15 protein-coding genes are annotated in these 18,221 nt (G+C 68.7%); 4 read left to right on the forward strand and 11 right to left on the reverse strand.

The window, feature by feature from the left end; all coding sequences use genetic code 11:
* The 3 genes from ACLQ2S_RS26795 to ACLQ2S_RS26805 all read right to left on the reverse strand — a co-directional run.
* Positions 1–665 (reverse strand): RICIN domain-containing protein (locus ACLQ2S_RS26795; RefSeq protein ID WP_425703735.1); only part of this gene is annotated, 665 nt, incomplete at its 3' end.
* Between the two features lie 509 nt (positions 666–1,174).
* On the reverse strand, positions 1,175–1,507 hold the full coding sequence (locus ACLQ2S_RS26800; RefSeq protein ID WP_155222156.1) for a hypothetical protein: 333 nt from the start codon (positions 1,505–1,507) through the stop codon (positions 1,175–1,177).
* A 122-nt stretch (positions 1,508–1,629) separates the two neighbouring features.
* Positions 1,630–2,211: a lytic polysaccharide monooxygenase auxiliary activity family 9 protein gene (locus ACLQ2S_RS26805; protein ID WP_230462979.1), complete on the reverse strand. Its 582-nt coding sequence runs from the start codon at positions 2,209–2,211 to the stop codon at positions 1,630–1,632.
* A gap of 516 nt (positions 2,212–2,727) precedes the next feature.
* On the opposite strand from ACLQ2S_RS26805, the gene ACLQ2S_RS26810 reads away from it, so the two are divergent.
* Entirely contained in the window at positions 2,728–4,617 is a 1,890-nt protein-coding gene (locus tag ACLQ2S_RS26810; RefSeq protein ID WP_196222656.1) for an alpha/beta hydrolase-fold protein, read from the forward strand.
* A 66-nt stretch (positions 4,618–4,683) separates the two neighbouring features.
* Here ACLQ2S_RS26810 and ACLQ2S_RS26815 read toward each other — a convergent pair whose 3' ends face one another.
* The 3 genes from ACLQ2S_RS26815 to ACLQ2S_RS26825 all read right to left on the reverse strand — a co-directional run bounded on the left by ACLQ2S_RS26815 (position 4,684) and on the right by ACLQ2S_RS26825 (position 8,288).
* On the reverse strand, positions 4,684–6,510 hold the full coding sequence (locus tag ACLQ2S_RS26815) for a carbohydrate-binding domain-containing protein (RefSeq protein ID WP_155222154.1): 1,827 nt from the start codon (positions 6,508–6,510) through the stop codon (positions 4,684–4,686).
* 333 nt (positions 6,511–6,843) lie between these two features.
* Entirely contained in the window at positions 6,844–7,215 is a 372-nt protein-coding gene (locus ACLQ2S_RS26820) for an ArsR/SmtB family transcription factor (RefSeq protein ID WP_425703747.1), read from the reverse strand.
* An 89-nt stretch (positions 7,216–7,304) separates the two neighbouring features.
* The gene (locus tag ACLQ2S_RS26825; RefSeq protein ID WP_425703738.1) at positions 7,305–8,288 is read right to left on the reverse strand and encodes an NAD(P)-dependent alcohol dehydrogenase; all 984 of its coding nucleotides are present in this window, start codon (positions 8,286–8,288) and stop codon (positions 7,305–7,307) included.
* Positions 8,289–8,487: 199 nt separating this feature from the next.
* On the opposite strand from ACLQ2S_RS26825, the gene ACLQ2S_RS26830 reads away from it, so the two are divergent.
* Both ACLQ2S_RS26830 and ACLQ2S_RS26835 read left to right on the forward strand, forming a co-directional pair.
* Positions 8,488–9,663: a sensor histidine kinase gene (locus tag ACLQ2S_RS26830; RefSeq protein WP_425703740.1), complete on the forward strand. Its 1,176-nt coding sequence runs from the start codon at positions 8,488–8,490 to the stop codon at positions 9,661–9,663.
* Complete coding sequence (locus tag ACLQ2S_RS26835; RefSeq protein WP_309223924.1) at positions 9,660–10,325, forward strand: response regulator transcription factor; 666 nt, start codon at positions 9,660–9,662, stop codon at positions 10,323–10,325. The genes ACLQ2S_RS26830 and ACLQ2S_RS26835 overlap by 4 nt, the downstream gene beginning before the upstream one ends.
* Before the next feature lie 125 nt (positions 10,326–10,450).
* On the opposite strand, the gene ACLQ2S_RS26840 is transcribed toward ACLQ2S_RS26835, so the two are convergent.
* From ACLQ2S_RS26840 to ACLQ2S_RS26860, 5 genes are all read right to left on the reverse strand, one after another.
* Positions 10,451–11,668, reverse strand: a complete 1,218-nt coding sequence (locus ACLQ2S_RS26840; protein ID WP_155222150.1) for a cellulose binding domain-containing protein — start codon at positions 11,666–11,668, stop codon at positions 10,451–10,453.
* Positions 11,669–11,907: 239 nt separating this feature from the next.
* The gene (locus tag ACLQ2S_RS26845; protein WP_425703743.1) at positions 11,908–12,879 is read right to left on the reverse strand and encodes a PaaX family transcriptional regulator C-terminal domain-containing protein; all 972 of its coding nucleotides are present in this window, start codon (positions 12,877–12,879) and stop codon (positions 11,908–11,910) included.
* Between the two features lie 44 nt (positions 12,880–12,923).
* Positions 12,924–14,726, reverse strand: coding sequence for a glycoside hydrolase family 15 protein (locus tag ACLQ2S_RS26850; RefSeq protein ID WP_425703745.1), 1,803 nt, complete (start codon positions 14,724–14,726; stop codon positions 12,924–12,926).
* Between the two features lie 27 nt (positions 14,727–14,753).
* The gene (locus ACLQ2S_RS26855) at positions 14,754–15,308 is read right to left on the reverse strand and encodes a hypothetical protein (RefSeq protein ID WP_155222148.1); all 555 of its coding nucleotides are present in this window, start codon (positions 15,306–15,308) and stop codon (positions 14,754–14,756) included.
* Between the two features lie 66 nt (positions 15,309–15,374).
* The gene (locus ACLQ2S_RS26860) at positions 15,375–16,154 is read right to left on the reverse strand and encodes a spermidine synthase (RefSeq protein WP_155222147.1); all 780 of its coding nucleotides are present in this window, start codon (positions 16,152–16,154) and stop codon (positions 15,375–15,377) included.
* Between the two features lie 568 nt (positions 16,155–16,722).
* On the opposite strand from ACLQ2S_RS26860, the gene ACLQ2S_RS26865 reads away from it, so the two are divergent.
* The coding region (locus tag ACLQ2S_RS26865) for an endo-1,4-beta-xylanase (RefSeq protein WP_425703749.1) at positions 16,723–18,221 on the forward strand (1,499 nt) is incomplete at its 3' end.

Consider the following 18,221-nt stretch of genomic DNA (forward strand, 5'->3'; position numbering starts at 1 on the left):
AACGCACCCGACGACGACCACCGATACGACGACGGCAGATCACACGTACCACCAGGCGGCGGAGTAGTGGGGGGCGGGTTCTGGCCGTCGACCCGGACGAGCTGCCACTGCTGGTTCGCGCCGTTCCAGTCGTCGTACTGCACGATGTTGCCGCCGTCGGCGGTCGAAGCGCCCTGCACCTCCAGCACCTTGTTGCTGTTCCGGTTGATGAACCGGACGTAGCCGCCGGCGGAGTCGGCCAGCCGGAACTGCTGGTTCGCCCCGTTGTGGTCGGACCACTGCACGATGCTGGCACCGTTGGCGGTCGACCAGTTGTAGACGTCCAGCACCTTGTTGGACAGGCGCGACTTCAGCCGGTAATAGCCACCACCGGAGTCCACGAACTGCCACTGCTGCTGGTTGCCGTTGTTGCGTGACCACTGGGTGATCCGCGCACCGTCGTTCGTGGCCAGGTTGTAAACGTCCAGGACCTTGCCGCTGTTGCGGTTGACCAGCACGTACCACGCGTTCGTGTCGACCGTGGCCGCCGCTGCGGGTGTCGACACCGCCACGGCGGCTGCGCTACCGGCCACCACCGCCGTCACACCGGCGGCGGCGACTCGCAGCAGCCATCTACGTGGCCGCGCGGGCGGCATGAGAGATGGCGACCTACCAAAGGCAGACATGTTCCTCCTTCAATGACCGAGACTCGACCGGCCTACCCCGAGGACAGCGGAGTCGTCGAGTTACCCGCTCGCTTCTGTTAGCGTTAACATGGATGTCCGCATGTCCCCGCGCACGCCTGGTCCACCGGCTCGACGAAGCAGGCTCGCCCGGTAAGCCGTAGGCATCGTCGTCCTTGACCATCGACTGTGGGCGATAACATGCCGTTCGTCAAGACGTAATGTCTCGGAATCACGAGACTGGGACGTGCCGGATTTATCCGACAGATGTCCCGGTCACCCGGGCGATGCGACCACCCCGTCAAACCCGCTCACCCCGCAGGCCGGGCTTTCCGGACGAGCAGCCACGGACCGCCCAATGATGGCGTTAACATCGATGCCGCCCCATGCGAGAGGTACGCCCGCCGTGGCCAGGCCGGTGACCGTCGGCCCTCGACGGCGCAGCTGCGGCGGCAGCGGCGGTCAACCGGGTCCGCGCACCACCGGAGCCGGGATCTCGACGACGGGAACCGTCAGCCCTCGATCGACGGCCGGTCACTGTTGAGGTGGAAGGCTCGCTCCTCGGCCTCCTGACGGGCCGCCAGGAAATCGCGCTGCCAGTCCGGAGCATCGTCCGGGATGCGGGCGACCACGTGTTCACCGTGCATCCGCCCGTCCGCGTCGATCAGGGTGACACCGACGACGGTGTGTCCACGGCCGGGTATGGAGTAGTGGCGCACCACCCAGCGGGCGGACATCTGCGCCGCATGACGTCGACGCCGAGCCCCGCCCGTCACCGCCACGGACACCAGCAGGACGGCGGCCAGCACGACGACGAGGATGACCAGGAACGCGATGATCCGCACCCACCAGAGGCTACCTCGCGGCGACGAGGAGGTCGGGCTCAAGCCAGGCCCGTCCTCGGACGCGTCGACTCCGACCCGGCAGACCAGCCCGGGCCGGAGCCGAACCGCAGCCGGCCGCTGGATCAGACGATGTTGATGTCGCTGCACCACATGTAGGTCTGGTCCATGTGCGACGCCTTCCAGATCACGAAGAGGACGTGGTGTCCGGAGCGCCCGGAGGTCGAGACGTTGAACGAGATGTTCTGCGTCGGGGCGTACCGGCCGGTCTGCGTGATCAGGTCGATGTTGCCCCAGCCGACGCGCTGGTTGTTGACGTTGAACCCTTGCCGGGTCAGGTAGACCCGGAAGAAGTCAGCGCCGTGGCTGGCCTGGTCGTAGAACTGGAGCGTGAAGTTGCGGCTCACGGTGGTCGCCTTCCAGGCCCCCGGCTGGTTCAGGGCGTCGTTCCTGGAAAGGGCGTTGCTGCAGAGCTGCCCGTCCGGCGTGCGGGCCTGGTACTGCCCGCCAAGGCCGTCCCGCAGTTGGCTCATCCAGTTCCACATGGTGTCGGGGTTGGCCTGGAAGGCCCGATAGCACATCGGATCCTGCGTTTGCATCGCCGGGTCCATGTGCCGGTGGCCCCAGTTCTGCCAGCACTGGTAAGCGCGGGTGGCAGGGTTGATGACGGTGCCGTGGGCCTGGGCAGCGCCCGCCCAGGGCAGCATGCCAACCACCATGGTCAGCGCCAGGATCAGCGCCCGGAGGGCTGGCCGGGATCGCCGGCCGGATCGGTGGGGATGGTGTGATCGCACGGTGCATCCTCCATTTCTGAAAACGCTCACCGGGACGAGTTTGGGAGCGCTTCCAGCAGTATCACACCAATCGGATTATGTATCAATGATCGTCTATTGATATCAGTTGTCGAACTTTACTTCGATCGTCGTTTCTTGATCGGCATGCCGCCACCGCCCGGACCACCCCGCGAACCCGAACACGCGCCCTCGATCGACAGTCGGCCGACTCCGGACTCCGCGACCAGGCGGACCCGTCGCCGATCCACGACACCCTTGACACCAAGGGTGAGCCAGGACACACTACGCCTGCTAATTCGATTTAGCTTCCACTTCACCGGCCGGCCGTCCACGACGGACACCGCGAAGCGTGGACGGAAGGAGGTTCGTCGCGTCCGGATCGGACCGGATCCCCCGTGCGCCCCGCGAGACCACAGAGGAGTACCCCAGATGAGAAGAACGATCGGGAAGCGCAGGCTCAGCCGCGCGATCTCGTTACTCACGATCATGTCCCTCGGCGCGGGTGCCAGCGCCACCATCGCCCCGCCAGCCGCAGTCGCCGACGCGCACGGGATCGTGGCGGGTGCGACCGTCAAGGCGGATCGTGGCTCACCGACCGGTTACACCGTCACGTTCGTCTACCACAACCCCAACGCGACACAGGTCCGCCTCGCCGGTGACCTGACCCTGCTCGACCTCGCCACCGGCAACACCCGGTACCAGCCAGAAGAGTGGCAGCCGGGCCGGTACCACGCGGGAGGTACCGAGTTCACCAGGGACATGACGAAGGACTCGGAGGGGTACTGGTCGGTCTCACTCCCGCTGCACGCCGGGAGCATCAGCTACTGGTACCGGGTGTGGGACCCCACCCAGGGCTGGGAGAACAAGCGGATCTGGGATCCCGCCTCGACGAACCCCCGGCCGCCCGGCGAGTCGTCGTTCCGGGTCAGGAACAACGACGTGCTCGATGCCGTGTACGTGCCGTACGACGAGAAGCAGAACGATCCGGTGCTCAAGGAACGTGCGGAGTACGAACTCCCGATCGCGGATCCCGAGAAGCGGGGCACCGTCACCTACATCCCGTACACCACGATCCTCGGCGACAGTGGCCACTACCTCGGGGTCTATCTGCCGGCCGGCTATGACGCCGAGCGCGAACAGCCGTACAAGGTGGCGTACCTCGCCCACGGCATCTTCGGCGACGAGACCGACTTCATGGTCCCGGCGAACGTCCCCAACATCCTGGACAACATGATCGCCAAGGGTGAGATCGAGCCGACCGTGGTGGTCACCATGGGGAACCACTTCACCGGCACCAGCCTCGGCTTCGGCTCGTACAACCAGACCAACGCCGCCAACAACCTGGTCCAGACGATCCTTCCGCTCATCGAGGAGAGGTACAACGTCTCGACCGAGCGGGATGGTCGCGCCTACGCCGGGTTCTCCTACGGCGGAATGACCGGTGCCCACGTCATCAGGGGCTACCCCACCACCTTCGCGTTCTACGGACACTTCTCCGGTAACCCGTCGCTGACTGCCCAGGACTACGACAACGTCGCGGCGGCGGTCGGGGAGAACAACCTCTTCGTGTTCCTCGGCAACGGTGTGTTCGAGGGCAACCTCAACGCCCAGAACGCCATCGCGGACAACTTCAGGGCTCGGGGGTACGACGCCGCGACCACCCAGGTTCCCGGCGCGCACGACGGGATGACGGCGAGCCAGCTGTTCACGATCTTCGCCCGGGACCACCTGTGGTCGGGAGTCGACACCGTGACGGTGACGCCCGCCACCGACAACCTGACGCAGGGCTGGAACTGGGTCAGGCAGTTCAACGCCACGGTGACCACCAACGAGGGGGTGAGCCCCGCGGTGACGTGGTCGGTCCAGGGCGCGTCCTCGGCGGACACCACCATCTCTGCGGACGGCCTGCTCTCGGTGGCCGCCGACGAGACCGCGTCGTCGCTCACCGTCGTGGCCACGTCCGTGGTCGACCCGACCAAGGCGAGCTCGGCCCAGGTCACCCTGGCACCCCCGGGCACGGCCAGGACCGTGGTCAAGGCCAAGGCCACACCGGCGTCGATCGTCCAGGGTGGCACCTTCGAGTTGCACGTCGATCTGCGGGCGCAGACCCAGCACAAGAAGGCACCGACGGTGACCGGCGAGATCGCCGTCACCTTCGGCGGCACCACGCGAGTGGTTCCGCTGGCCGGCGGCGAGGCGGTCGTCAGCCTGCCGACCGCCGGGCTGGCGACCGGAGGGTATCCGGTCCACGTCGCCTACTCCGGTGACCGGGACTACGCGCCCACCGCCGCCGTCCACCAGCAGCTACGGGTCCGCTAAGCAGCCGACCGCCGGGAGCCCGACACCGACCGGTGTCGGGCTCCCGCTCGGTTGACGAAAATCCGATCAGGTCGCGGTGCAGGTCAGCGTCGGGACGGCGTTGCTGCCGTTCCAGTTGCCGAGGAATCCGAAGGTGGTGCTGGCTCCGGCACCGAGGGAACCGTTGAAGGAGACGTTCGTCGCCGTCACCGTCGAACCGCTGGCGGTGATGGTCGCGTTCCACGACTGGCTGATCGTCTGGCCGTTGGCGAAGGTCCAGGTCACCCGCCAACCGCTGATCGGGGACGAGCCAGCGCTGACCCGTACCTCACCCTGGAACCCGCCCTGCCACTCGTTGACGACGCTGTAGGTCGCCGTGCAGCCACCCGCTCCGGGCGGCGGAGTCGTCGGGTTCGGCGGGGGCGTGGTGGGGTTCGGCGGCGGGGTGGTGGGGCTCGGCGGCCATCCAGGGCCGCCGGGCGGCCAACCCGGACCGCCGGGCGGCCAGCCGACCAGACCGCCACGGTACTCCCCAGCGACGACGGTCATCAGCCGGGTGGCACCCGCGATGCTGCCGCCGGTGGTGGCCATGCCGCCGATGGTCGTGCCGGTGAGGCTGCCTCCCAGGTAGACCTCGTAGGTCTGCCCGTGCTGGATCCGGTTCGAGGAGAAGACCACCTCCCGGAAGTTCTTGGGGGCTCGGTAGGAGACCAGCACCTGACCGCCGGAGACCAGGTGGAGCAGGGTGCCGGCCGGTTGGCCACTGGACAGTTGCGGAGCGACCCAACCCTGACCGGTGGTCGGCGGCAGGCTCAGCACCGCCATCGAGGTCGATCCCGCTCCGAGGACCGTGCCGCCGTTGAAGTACACCGGGCCGTTCGAGTCGATCGCGCCCTCACCGGGGCTGCCGGTGCTCGGCCCACTGACCACGACCGTTCCGCCGGCGAAGGTCACCGTGCCGTTGGAGTCGATGCCGTCGATGCTGGAGTTGACCAGGGTGGTCCCGCCGGTGAACCGGATGAACGCGTTCGGCGCCACGTCGAAGTCGCCGTACCCGTCCTCGACGGCGTTGATCGCGTCGTCGCTGGCGGTGACGTCGACGGTGCCGCCGCTGATGGTGATCTGCCGGCTCTCGATCCCCTCGTAGGAGTTGGTGACAGTGACGGTGCCGCCGGAGATGGTGACGGTGTTCTCACCCTTGATCGCGTCGTCACCCGCGTTCACCCGGACGGAGCCGTTGGTGATGGTGAGCCGTCCCCGGTCGACATCGCTGTCGGTGGACTTGATGCCGTCGCCGCCAGCGGTCACGTCGATGGTGCCGCCGTTGATGTCGAGAAAGTCCTTGCCCCGGATGCCGTCGTCCACGGCATTCACCGTGATCGTGCCCGACTCGATGACCAGGCCGTCCTTGCTGACGATGCCGTCGTACGCGTTGCCTCGCACGACCAACGCGCCGGATCCGTTGATCCGCAGGTCCGACTTGCTGAACAGGGCGGCGTCCGGCTCGTCGGTGCTCGGGTCCGGGTAGACGTAGTTCGTCGCGTCGGAGAGTCGGCTGGTGGTGCCGGCGGCGAGCGTGATCACCACCTCGTCGGCGTCGCTGACCTGCAAGGGCGCATTGGTCGAGTTGGAGATGGTGGCACCATTGAGGATCAGGTTCACCTCGCCTGAGGCAGCGGTGTCGACGTTGACGTAACCGTCGTTGAGGGTGCCGCTGATCTCGTACGTGCCTGGCGCGGTGATCGTCACGGCGCGCCCGGCGATGTTGACGTCGGCGCTGGGACTGGTCGCACTTGCGCCGGTCAGTGTGATGGGTACCGTCGCCTCTGCGGTGGCTGGTGCCCCCAGCGGACCGACGATCAGTGCGACCGCGAGCCCGGTGGGGAGAATGGCTCTCAGCGGGATGCGTTTCATGGCTCTGTCCTGACTCCGGTGGGTTGGACGGAACGCGCGCGATGGACGGAACGCGCGCCTGAACACATCGGCGACTATAGATGAAGGTCAATGGGGCTTGGGAGAATCGTCCACATTGTGGCAACGCCCTCCCGATGACGAGCGCAAACACGTCGAGCGATGGCCGAGTAGGCAGCCATCGCTCGATGAAGTCGGGTTCGCTATCCGAACGGCTACTCGCCGGATCGGGTGACGTGATCAGCTATGAAACGGCATGCGACCGAAACTCCTGTCGTACCGATGCCACCGGGACAATCGATGATCGACGGGAATCGCGGCTCTCGCCGATATCGCTCAGCGATTCCTCTTCGCGGCCCTCTTACGCGGCGGCGTCAACAAGTCGGCAATCGCGGCAATGGCGGACGGCACCAGCCGGTAGTACGCCCACACACCGCGCTTGTCCCGCTCGAGCAGGCCAGCCTCGGTGAGGATGCGCAGGTGATGGCTCACGGTCGGCTGCGAGAGCCCGAGCGGAGCGGTGAGGTCACTCACCGAAGCCTCCCCGTCGGGAGACGACTGGATCAGACTGAGCAGTCGCAACCGAGCCGGGTCGGCGAATGCCTTCAGCACCCCCGCGAGCCGCTCCGCATCCGCGGGCTTGATCGGCTCGCCGGAGAGGGGCGAAATGGCCGGCGTCGTAGTCTTCACGGTTCCCACATCTTGCATCGTTGCAGCATCATCGCCGTTCGGCGGTGAAACGAGTCCTGTATCACCGTGAATTGTGCGACCGTCCGCGCCGGTGGCGATGGATGCGCTCACACGGTGACCACGACCTTGGCGCGGGCGTGCTCGGTCTCGACGTACCGGATCGCCTCCGGCACCTCGCCCAGTCGGTAGGTCCGGTCGATGACCGGCGTGAGCCTGCCGGACTCAGCCATCTCCCGCAGCGTGACGAGGTGCCCCCGGCCCGCCCTCGCGGACGGCGCGACGATGCGGTGCCTGACGAAACGCGCCACGATCGGTCCGCGGAGCAACAGGCCCATCGGCCCGAAGACGCTGCCGCCGCTGAACACGCCTCCCCCGGACAACAGGAGCGACCCGTCCGGGGTGAGGACCCGTCGAAGATCGCTCAACGACCGGTTGCCGACCAGATCGAGCAGCACGTCATAGCGGCAGCCGGTACGGGTGAAGTCCTCCCTCGTGTAGTCGACGACATGATCGGCGCCGAGGGAACGGACCAGGTCGACGTTGCGGGTCCGGCACACCGCGGTCACCTGCGCGCCGTACGCCTTGGCCAACTGGACGGCGAAGGTGCCGACCCCGCCGGACGCCCCGTTGATCAGGACGTGCTGCCCGGCCCGGAGTCCGGCGGCGTCGCGCAGGCAGACCAGGGCGGTGGTACCGGCCAGCGGGACGGCGGCGGCCTGCTCGAAGCTCAGGTTCGCCGGTTTTATCTCGACCAGGTTCTCGGCCACGCAGAGGTACTCGGCGAACGCGCCACCAGCCGGACCGGCCTCGCCGTACACCTCGTCACCGGGGCTGAACCGGGTCACCGCGCGGCCGACCGCTTCGACCTGGCCGGCGAAGTCCTGGCCCCGGACCATCGCGGCGGGCCGACGGAGCCCGAACGACAGCCGGGCCAGGTACGGGTCACCGCGCACGGCGTGCCAGTCGTACGCGTTGACCGAACTCGCCCTCACCCGGACCAGCACCTCGTCGTCGCCGGGTGTCGGGGTGTCGACCTCACGCAGCCGCAGCACGTCAGGGGGCCCGTACCGGTGCTGCACGATCGCCTTCATCGGATTCTCCTCGCCGTCGGATGTCGATGCGCTGCGACCGAGCATGTCGGCCGGGACCCGGTGGAGGCGTCGGCACGGCGGCGGCACCGCCACTACTCCCCAGGCGGCAGCGCGACGGCCCGGCTACGCCACCGGGCGTACGCCGAATCGCCTCCGTCCGGGGTGCCACGATCGACGTCGACCGGCCTACAGTGCCGGCATGAGCGGGTCGAGCCCCGATGCCGGACCGGCATCGACCAGCGAACGGGCGACATCGCGGCCCGGCCCCGGCCTGGCGGTGCTCACCGCGCTCGGTCAGCCGGTCGGCACGGCCGTCATCGCCGGCTGGCAGCACACCGGCGTCGGCTTCATCGGGTACGCGCTGCTCGTGTTCAGCGGGTTGGCACTGGCCGACCGGCACCGTTCTCCGCGACGGAACTTCCTGATCGTGGTCGCCGCGACCCTGGCGTACCACCTGCTGGACCGGCCGGTCGGGGTGACGTTGCCGGCACCGATGATCGCCGCTGCGGCGGTCATCGCCGCCGGTCACCGGTGGCTGGTGGTGACGACGGCCGCCGGGGCGTACGCCGGTTGGGTGGTGGTCAGCGACGCGACGGCGCGCCAGGCGCTGGTGGCGCTGGCGCTCGTGGTCGGTGCCGTCCTGGTCACCGAGGTCGGTGCCTTGATCGCCGGTAGGATCCACGACGCCGCGGCGGAGCGACGCCGACTGTCCGAGGAGCGGCAGCGCCGTCGAGCCAGCGAGCAACGGCTGCTGATCGCCGCCGAGCTGCATGACGTGCTCGGTCACCACCTATCGTTGATCAACGTGCGGGCCGGCGTCGGGCTGCACCTGATGGACCGCGACCCGGAGCAGGCGCGGGCGGCACTCGACGCGATCGCGCAGTCCAGTGCGGAGGCGCTGCGGGAGGTCCAGACGGTGCTCAACACTCTCTACCCGACCGGCGAGGCCGCGCCGCGAGCACCCACCCCCGGGCTGAAACGACTCGCCGAACTGACCGAGGCCGCCGCGCTGCCGACCCGGACCGTGGTCGACGGCCCGGCCCGGCCGCTGCCCGCCGCCGTGGACCGGGCCGCGTACCGGATCGTGCAGGAGGCGCTGACCAACATCCGCCGACACGCCGGACCGGGTGCCGCCGCCAGCGTCACCATCCGGTACCAGCCGGAGGCACTGGTGGTCGAGATCGACGACGATGGTGGCGGCGTACGGCATCCGCGGCCGACTCGCGCCGGCAACGGCATCACCGGGATGCGGGAGCGCGCTGCGGCACTGGGTGGTGAGCTGACCACCGGCCCGGCACCGGACGGCAGCGGCGGCTGGCGGGTGCGGGCCGTCCTGCCGTTGGGCGGCGACCAGACGCGGGAGGCGACATCGTGATCCGGGTACTGCTCGTCGACGATCAGGTGTTGGTCCGGGCCGGATTTCGCGCGTTACTGGATGCCGAGCCGGACATCACCGTCGTCGGCGAGGCCGGTGACGGCGCGCAGGCCGTCCGGCTGGCCCGGCAGACCGTTCCGGACGTGGTCCTGATGGACATCCGGATGCCCGGCGTCGACGGGCTGGCCGCCACCCGGCAGATCGCCGCCGATCCGGAGCTGGCCGGGGTACGGATCGTCGTGCTCACCACCTTCGAGCTGGACGAGTACGTCGGCGAGGCGCTGCGCGCCGGTGCCGCCGGGTTCCTGGTGAAGAACACCCAACCGGCCGAGTTGCTCCAGGGCGTACGGGTGGTGGCCGCCGGAGACGGGCTGCTGTCGCCGAGTGTCACCCGGCGGGTGATAGAGCAGTTCGCCGCCAACACCGCCAGACCTGCCGCACCCGCACGGCTGGCCGAGTTGACCGAGCGGGAACGCGAGGTGGTCGCCCTGGTCGGCACCGGGCTGTCCAACGACGAGATCGCCGCGCGGCTGGTGGTCAGTCCGGCCACGGCCAAAACGCACGTGTCCCGGGCGATGATCAAGCTCGGTGCCCGCGATCGCGCCCAGTTGGTGGTGTTCGCGTACGAGGCCGGCCTGGTCCGCCCCGGCTGGCTGCCCTGAAATCGGACGCGACCGACGAGCGGAGCCGGCGGTCCGTCACCCGGCGGGCGGCGGGCACGGCGCGCGCCGTCGGCGGGCCGGCGCGTGGCGCGCCGACCCGCCGAGGTGCCCGGCTCCGATCAGGTTCAGCTTCCGGTGCAGGAAACGGTGGCTCCGCTGCCGTTTCCGGCGCCCTGGAATCCGAAGTTGGTGGTCTGCCCGGCCCCCAGTTGCCCGTTGTAGCTCTGGTTGACGACGGTGATGGTGCCGCTGGTGCCGCTGGCGACGCCGTTCCACATCGAGCTGACCGACGCTCCGCTCGGCAGGTTGAGGGTCACCCGCCAGCCGGTGAGCGAGTTGCTTCCGGCGGTGACATTGACGTTGGCGACGAAGCCCTCGTTCCACTGGTCCTGCACCGTGTAGGTCGCGGTACAGCCTCCGTTGCCGGGCGGCGGCGTCGTCGGCGGCGGAGTGGTGGGTGGCGGCGTGGTGGGCGGTGGAGTAGTGGGCGGCGGGTCGCCGTCGAGCGTCAGGTTCTTCTGCTGGACGCTCCACTGGGTGCGGCACAGGCCACAGTCAGGGCCGACGAAGGTGGTCCCGGCGGCGATGTCGCCCTTGAGCCGCCACTTGAGGTAGAGCACCGCCACGCGACCGAACTCGCCGCCGTTGGGCTGGTCGTAGGTGCCGCCGTGCCCGACGTTGAGGTTGCCCATGAAAGCTGGCAGCCCGGCCGGCAGCTTGCCCCAGTCGTCCATGGCGTTCGGGTAGGCGATGTCGCTGGGCCCGCCGATGAAGTAGGCGATCGGCTTGGTCAGCCGGTGGAGCTGGTAGTCGTCGGCGTCGTTCAACAGACCGCTGCTGAAGATGCCGGTCGTGGTGACGCGTGGATCGTTGGAGACCGCGTACGCCTCCAACCCGCCGCAGGAGAAGCCGGCGACGGCGATCTTGGACGTGTCGAGTTTGCCGTAGTACTTACTGCCCTGCCGGGAGTTCTCCGCGACAGCCCAGTCGATGGACTGGGTGAGCATCTGGGCGTTGGTGGAGCCGGAGCCGTTCGGGGCCCCGTTGGCGATGGCGAGGAAGCCGTGCGAGGCGATCTCCCGGAGGAAGTTGCCCTGCGACAGGCCGTTGGCCGAGCAACCGCCGTTACCCCAGACGAGGATGGGTAGGCGCTCGGCCGGAAGGGTCTCTGGTCGGAAGATGGTGTGGTTGGCCAGGCTGGCCGAGGTCTCGTAGTCGGCGGGGTAGGGACCGGATCCGCCGATCGCGGCACCGGCGGGGGTCGCGCCGAGCGCCACGATCACGGCGGTGGCCGGGACGATCGCGGCCACCAGTCCCGCGCAGACCTTCGCTCTCCTACTCATTCACCCTCCAGCGGATGTCGGGACGGCACTCCCTGCGGTGGTGGTGGTGGTGGTGGTGTCTGTTCAACCGCGCCCTGACCGACGTGGCCAGCGCTGGCCGACAGGTCGATCCGATGCGGGCGCGTGGACCGCCCGGCCACGGTCCCCACAAACGTCCGGCGGGAGCTATGTGCAGTTACTATCACTCCCGCAACGAAAAGTGTCAATGATTCGGCCGACGACTCGACCATCCACGGTGGTCAGTCGGTGATCGACGAGCGTCCACGCTTTCCGCCGGTCGGCTCGGGCCGGGAGGGATCGTTCGACGCCTGGAAGTACGTGATCCACGAGGCCGCGTCCGGCCAGTACGGAGTCGCCACCTCGATCAGCCGCGACTGCGCGAGCGCGCCGAGCGCGGAGTGGATTTCAAGGAATGTCTCCCTGGCCTGCTGCCGGGGCCACGGCTGCGGCAGCAGGTGGTGCGGCAGGTCCGGATCCGTGTCCGGAAACTTGCGCCAGGAGTCCATGGCGGAGGTCCGGGCAACCAACGCCCTGGCCGCGTCCACCTCGCCGTTGCGGGCGGCCACCCGCAGCCCGGCGTACCGCTCGATGAAGGCCGAGTAGTCGGCGGCGAGCGCGTCCAGGTCGTACGCGGCGGCCGGGCCGTGGGGTCCGGACTCCTCATCGAAGCGGACACGCATGATCGACCACCGCGCGCCCTCGACCCGATGCAGCAACTCGTCAAGGGTCTTCTTGACCGCCGAGGTATCGGAGCCCGGCCGGATCCACACGCTGTCGTACAGACCGACGAACCTCAGCGCACTCAACGACCGGCGTACGGCATGCCGGGCCGCCTGCCCGGAACTCGGAATGGAGAAGGACGCCATCACCCAGTCGCCGGTCCACTGCGGCGAACGGGCACCGAAGTTCAGGAAGTGCTGCATCCGGGAGCGGTGCTTGGCGATCGCCTGGGCGGTGAGGTGATAGACCGGCGGGCGCTCGTTACCCCGCGTCGCGATGAGTCCCCGCTTGACCAGCCGGGACAACGCCGCACGAGCACTGGACTCACTGATCCCGAACTCGCGCAGGATCGCGATGACCGCCGCCGACGGCAGATCGGCCGCCGAGGAGTCGAGATACTCACCGAGCAGGGTCGTCAGCAGATGTTGCGGGCTGGAACCGACCTGGGCCCGGGGGATGCGGACGTCGTCGGCGGGCTCCTGCGCGTTCACCTCACCAGACTGCCTCACCACCGGGCGCAGGTCCGCCTCGGACGCTAAGCCGTCCTGCTCGACGGGCGGCGCTCAGTCTCAACCTGATCGATGACCCATGCCGCGTTGATGAGGCTGATGTGGGACAGCGCCTGCGGGAAGTTGCCGATCTGGCTGCCGTCGCGACGGTCGATCTCCTCGGACAACAGGCCGACGTCGTTCATCCGGGAAGTGACGCTGTCGAAGATCTGTTTGGCCGCATCGAGCTGTCCACCCAAGGCCAGCGCCTCGGCCAGCCAGTACGAGCAGGCAACGAAGGCTCCCTCGTCACCCGACCCCGTCCAACGTTGCACGAGACCGTCCCGGCTCAGGTCACGCTCGATGGCCCGTACGGTGGCGAGGACCCGGTCGTCGTCACCGGGCAGGAACCCGAGGAGCGGCATTCCGAGCACGCCGGCGTCGAGATGGTCGGACCCGAACGCGCCGGTGAAAGCCTCGCTCGACGCGTGCCAACCCTCGTTGAGGATGGCCGCACGGAGCTCGTCGCGGGCCTTCGACCATCGCGGGACCTGCTCGGCGGCGTCGAGCGCCGACGCCAGCTTGACTGCCCGGTCCAGCGCCACCCAGCACATCATCTTCGAGGTGAGGTAGTGCCGTTCGCCATCGCGCCCTTCCCAGACGCCGGCGTCGGGCTGCCGCCAGGTATCAGCGGCCCGGTCCGCCAGGGACCGCAGGAGACCCGCGACGGCGGGCGACAGGTCCGTCACCTGGTCCCGCAGGACCCAGGCGCACTCAAGCACCTCCCCGGGAACGTCGAGCTGCTTCTGTCGCCAGGCGTCGTTGCCGACCCGCACCGGTTGGCTGGCGCGATAGCCCTCCAGGTGCGGCATGGTGTGCTCGGTCAGGTCACGCTCACCGCCGGCGCCGAACATGATCGGCAGATGCTCCTCCGGGTGCACCGACCCCACTGACGCGGCTAGCCAGTCGAAGAACCGGCGTGCCTCGTCTGGACAGGCGGCGACCCACAGCGCCTTGAGGGTGAAGCTGCCGTCGCGGAGCCAGGCGAACCGGTAGTCCCAGTTCGCCACACCGCCGACCTTCTCCGGCAGCGAGGTGGTGGCTGCCGCGATCACCGCGCCGGTCGGTTGGTAGGTCAGGGCCTGCAGAACCAGGGCACTGCGGCGGACCTGCGCCCGGTAGGGCCCGTGATAGCTCTGGTGGAGCTGTTCCCAGGACTGCCAGCCGGCGATGGTCTCGCGTAGTGCGGCGCGGCCGTCCAACGGAACGATCTGCGGGTCGGCGGACCGTCGGTGGTGCAGCGCGAACACCGCGCTCTCGCCCTGATCGAGAGCGAACCGTCCAGTCACCGTCGGACCGTCGAGGGTGAGCTCACGATCGCTGGTCAGCACCAACCGGTCGGCACCTCCGGATATCTCGATCCCCACCGGCGTTTCGGCGACCGTGGGTGTGATCAGCCCGTATTCCGGGCGGGCCGCGATTTCGACCACCACGTCCACCGTGCCGGCGACCACCTCGACCTGCCGTAGCAGTACATGCGGGGAGGTGAAGCCGATGCCATGGCCGCGTTCTCCGAAACCGAGGCTGAGGGCGTCGGTCAGCCGCAGCACCCCGTCCTGCGAGTGGAAGTCGGTACGCAGCACCATCGTCCCGTCGACGTACTGACGGGTGGTCGTGTACGGCCCGGAGGGCCGGATCGTCCAGTAGCCACCGGCCGTGCCGAGCAGCCGGGCGAAGACGCTCGGCGCGTCGAATCTGGGCGGACACCACCAGTCCACGGACCCGTCCGAGGAGACCAGTGCCGCACCCTGACAGTCACCGAGCAGCGCATAGTCGGAGATCGCAGCCACGCCCACGGCTACCCGCGCTGGTGATCCCTACGCCCGGCGGTCGAGTGCCGACCGCAGGCGGCGGATGAGGGTCTTGCGGTCCTTGCCCGCGCTCTCCGCGCGTAGTGCCGCCCGGAGCTGACGGGTGTCGAGGTCCCGGACTCTGCGGACCGCCTCGGCGACCGGCAGGTCCGTCAGCGACACGGACGCCACGGCGTTGCGGCGCGCACGCTTGGCCGGGCCGGTGTTTGCGACGTACTGCTTGCCGGACTTCGACGCCTTCCGCTTCTTGACGTCGGTCGCCTGCCGCTGTTCCGGGGAGAGCTGCCGCCATGCCTGGTCAGGCAGGTAGCGGTCGGTCTCTCCGTCGTGTCGCGCCCGGGTACCACCCTTGCGGGTCCGCCACTTCTGGTCGCCCCACTGCTGTAGGGACTTCTGGCGCTCGTCCTTCGGCCCCTGATAGCCGCCACCGCGCTTCTGGTACTCCTTGGTGAGCAGTTGCGACTTACGCGCGGACCACTGCCCCGGACGGCCGCCCCGATCGGACGCCTTGATCTCTTCCTTGAGCTGTTCCCGCAGCTCAGGCTTCGTGTACCGCGCCATGCCCACCGGATACCCGCAGTCGCGCGCCCTAGTCACCGCTGCTGGCGGTCCTGCCGGGACTAGGGTTCAGTGCTCGGCGTCGGTGGCCGGCCGGGCACCGGCGATGAACGTGTCCAGCGCCGGCCCGTGCAGCACGCCACCCGGCACCGGATCACGTAGTGCCCGCACCACCAGTCGTGCCACCGGTAGTCGCTGCGGACGGGGTGCTGCGGCCAGCACGACGTTGCCGTACCGCCGGCCACGCAGCATCCTCCGGTCGGCGACGACGCACACATCGGCGAAGACCGTCCGCAGGGTGGCCGCCTGCACCCGGGTGGTGACCAGCGGCGGCAGGTCGGCGACGTTGACCAGGTAGAGACCGCCGGGTCGCAGCACCCGGGCGACCTCGGTCACGAAGCCGAGGGCAGCCACGTGGGGCGGCATCCGGGCCGCCCGGTAGATGTCGGCGAGCACCAGGTCGTACGCCTCGGCGGGGGCGGCGCGGACCGCCTCCCGGGCGTCGGCGACGTCGATCTCGACACCGTCCGGTCGTGGCGGGAGGGCCTGCTCCACCAGCTCCACCACGGCCGGGTCCCGTTCCACCACGAGCTGCGCCGATCCGGGCCTGGTCGCGGCGACATAGCGCGGCAGCGTCAGCGCGCCGCCGCCGAGATGCAGGACGTCCAGCGGCTCGCCGGCCGGCGCGGCGAGGTCGACGACGGCGGCCATCCGCCGGACGTACTCGAAGTGCAGGTAGGTGGGATCGACGATGTCCACGTACGACTGCTCGACGCCCCCGGCCAGCAGCGTTCGCCCGTTCGGTCGGGCAGGGTCGACGGCCAGTTCGAGGCGGTCGTCGGCATCCATGAGCAGGCAGGCTAGTCGGCAGCGCCGCCGACCAGCGAGGTGGGCGCGGCGACCCGCGTCACCGGGCGTGGCGGGTTCCATGACACCGAGCATCGACCGAAAAACTATCGGTCGATGCCCGAAACTACCGTTGAAAACCCGGGAGTCTTCTGCAAGCCTGAAAGGCATCGATCGATGTGATCGCTAACATGCTCTTTCAGCTCCTGGAGGCGCCTGACTCGACCATCAGCCTACCCCCACGTGCCAGCTGACCGTCTTCACCACCTGGGAGCCCACCGCCCGCAACCGTCTTCCGGCGGACGACCGGCTCACACACCGCACCTCCACCTACTGGTCAAGCTGGTCTAACCGACTCGTCGGGTCCGACAGGGCTTCCGGCTGGGTCGGCAGAGCCAACCCTCGTGGGTTGCCGCCCTCCGGGCGGTCAGCCCTTTTCCGAAACAACCACCGAGATTCTCGTCCCCATGTGGAGGGTCACATGATCTCCCGAACCCGTCCCCCAAGACGTCGCCTCCGAGCGCTCTTCGCCTCCGGAACCGGCGCGATAGTTGCCGTTCTCACCGTGTCCATGCTGCCCACTCTCGCCCAGGCCGCCGAGTCGACCCTCGCTGCGGCCGCGAACCAGTCCGGGCGGTACTTCGGCGCCGCGGTTGCGGCGAACAAGCTGAACGACGGCACGTACACGACGATCCTGAACCGCGAGTTCAACAGCGTCACGCCCGAGAACGAAATGAAGATCGACGCGACCGAACCGCAGCAGGGCAACTTCACGTTCGGCAACGCGGACCGGATCGTCAACCACGCTCTCTCCCGGGGCTGGAAGGTCCGGGGTCACACCCTGGCCTGGCACTCGCAGCAGCCCGAGTGGATGCGGAACATGTCGGGCCAGCCGCTGCGTAACGCGATGCTCAACCACGTCACCCGGGTCGCGTCCTACTACCGGGGCAAGATCGACTCGTGGGACGTGGTGAACGAGGCGTTCGAGGACGGCAACAGCGGCGCCCGGCGTAACTCGAACCTCGAGCGCACCGGCAGCGACTGGATCGAGGCCGCGTTCCGGGCCGCCCGTGCGGCCGACCCGGACGCGAAGCTCTGCTACAACGACTACAACACCGACAACTGGACCTGGGCCAAGACCCAGGCGGTGTACCGGATGGTACAGGACTTCAAGCAGCGTGGCGTGCCGATCGACTGCGTCGGGTTCCAGTCGCACTTCAACGCGCAGTCGCCGTACAACAGCAACTACCGCACCACGCTGTCCAGCTTCGCCGCCCTCGGCGTCGACGTGCAGATCACCGAGTTGGACATCGAGGGTTCCGGCACCCAGCAGGCGAACACCTTCCGCAGCGTCGTCAACGACTGCCTCGCGGTTCCGCGCTGCAACGGCATCACGGTGTGGGGCGTGCGGGACTGCGACTCGTGGCGCTCCGGCGGCACCCCGCTGCTCTTCGAGTGCAACGGCAACAAGAAGCAGGCGTACAACGCCACCCTGGAAGCGCTGAACAGCGCCACCCCCGGGCCGACGCCGACGACTCCTGGCCCCACTCCGACCACTCCGCCGCCCACCGGGTCCGGCGGTCAGATCGTCGGTAGCCAGTCCAACCGGTGCATCGACGTGCCCAACTCCTCCCGCGACAACGGCACCCGCGTCCAGCTCTACGACTGCCACGGGCAAGCCAACCAGACCTGGACGTACACCGAGAACAAGCAGCTCCGCGTCTACGGTGACATGTGCCTCGACGCCGCCGGCTCCGGCAACGGCGCCGCCGTCCAGATCTACAGCTGCCACGGGCAGACCAACCAGCAGTGGAACCTGAACTCCAACGGCACCATCAGCGGCGTCCAATCCAACCGCTGCCTCGACGTCTGGAGCACCAGCAACGGAGCCCAGGTCCAGCTCTACGACTGCCACGGACAAACCAACCAGCAGTTCCGGCTAACTGGCGGTTCCACCCCGCCGCCGGCTACCACGCCGCCGCCGACCACCACGCCGCCGCCTGGTGGTACGTGTGATCTGCCGTCGTCGTATCGGTGGTCGTCGTCGGGTGCGTTGGCGCAGCCTCGGTC

Origin of the sequence: Micromonospora sp. DT48 (genome assembly GCF_049844495.1) — a bacterium.
In the GTDB taxonomy this organism is placed as follows: Bacteria; Actinomycetota; Actinomycetes; order Mycobacteriales; family Micromonosporaceae; genus Micromonospora.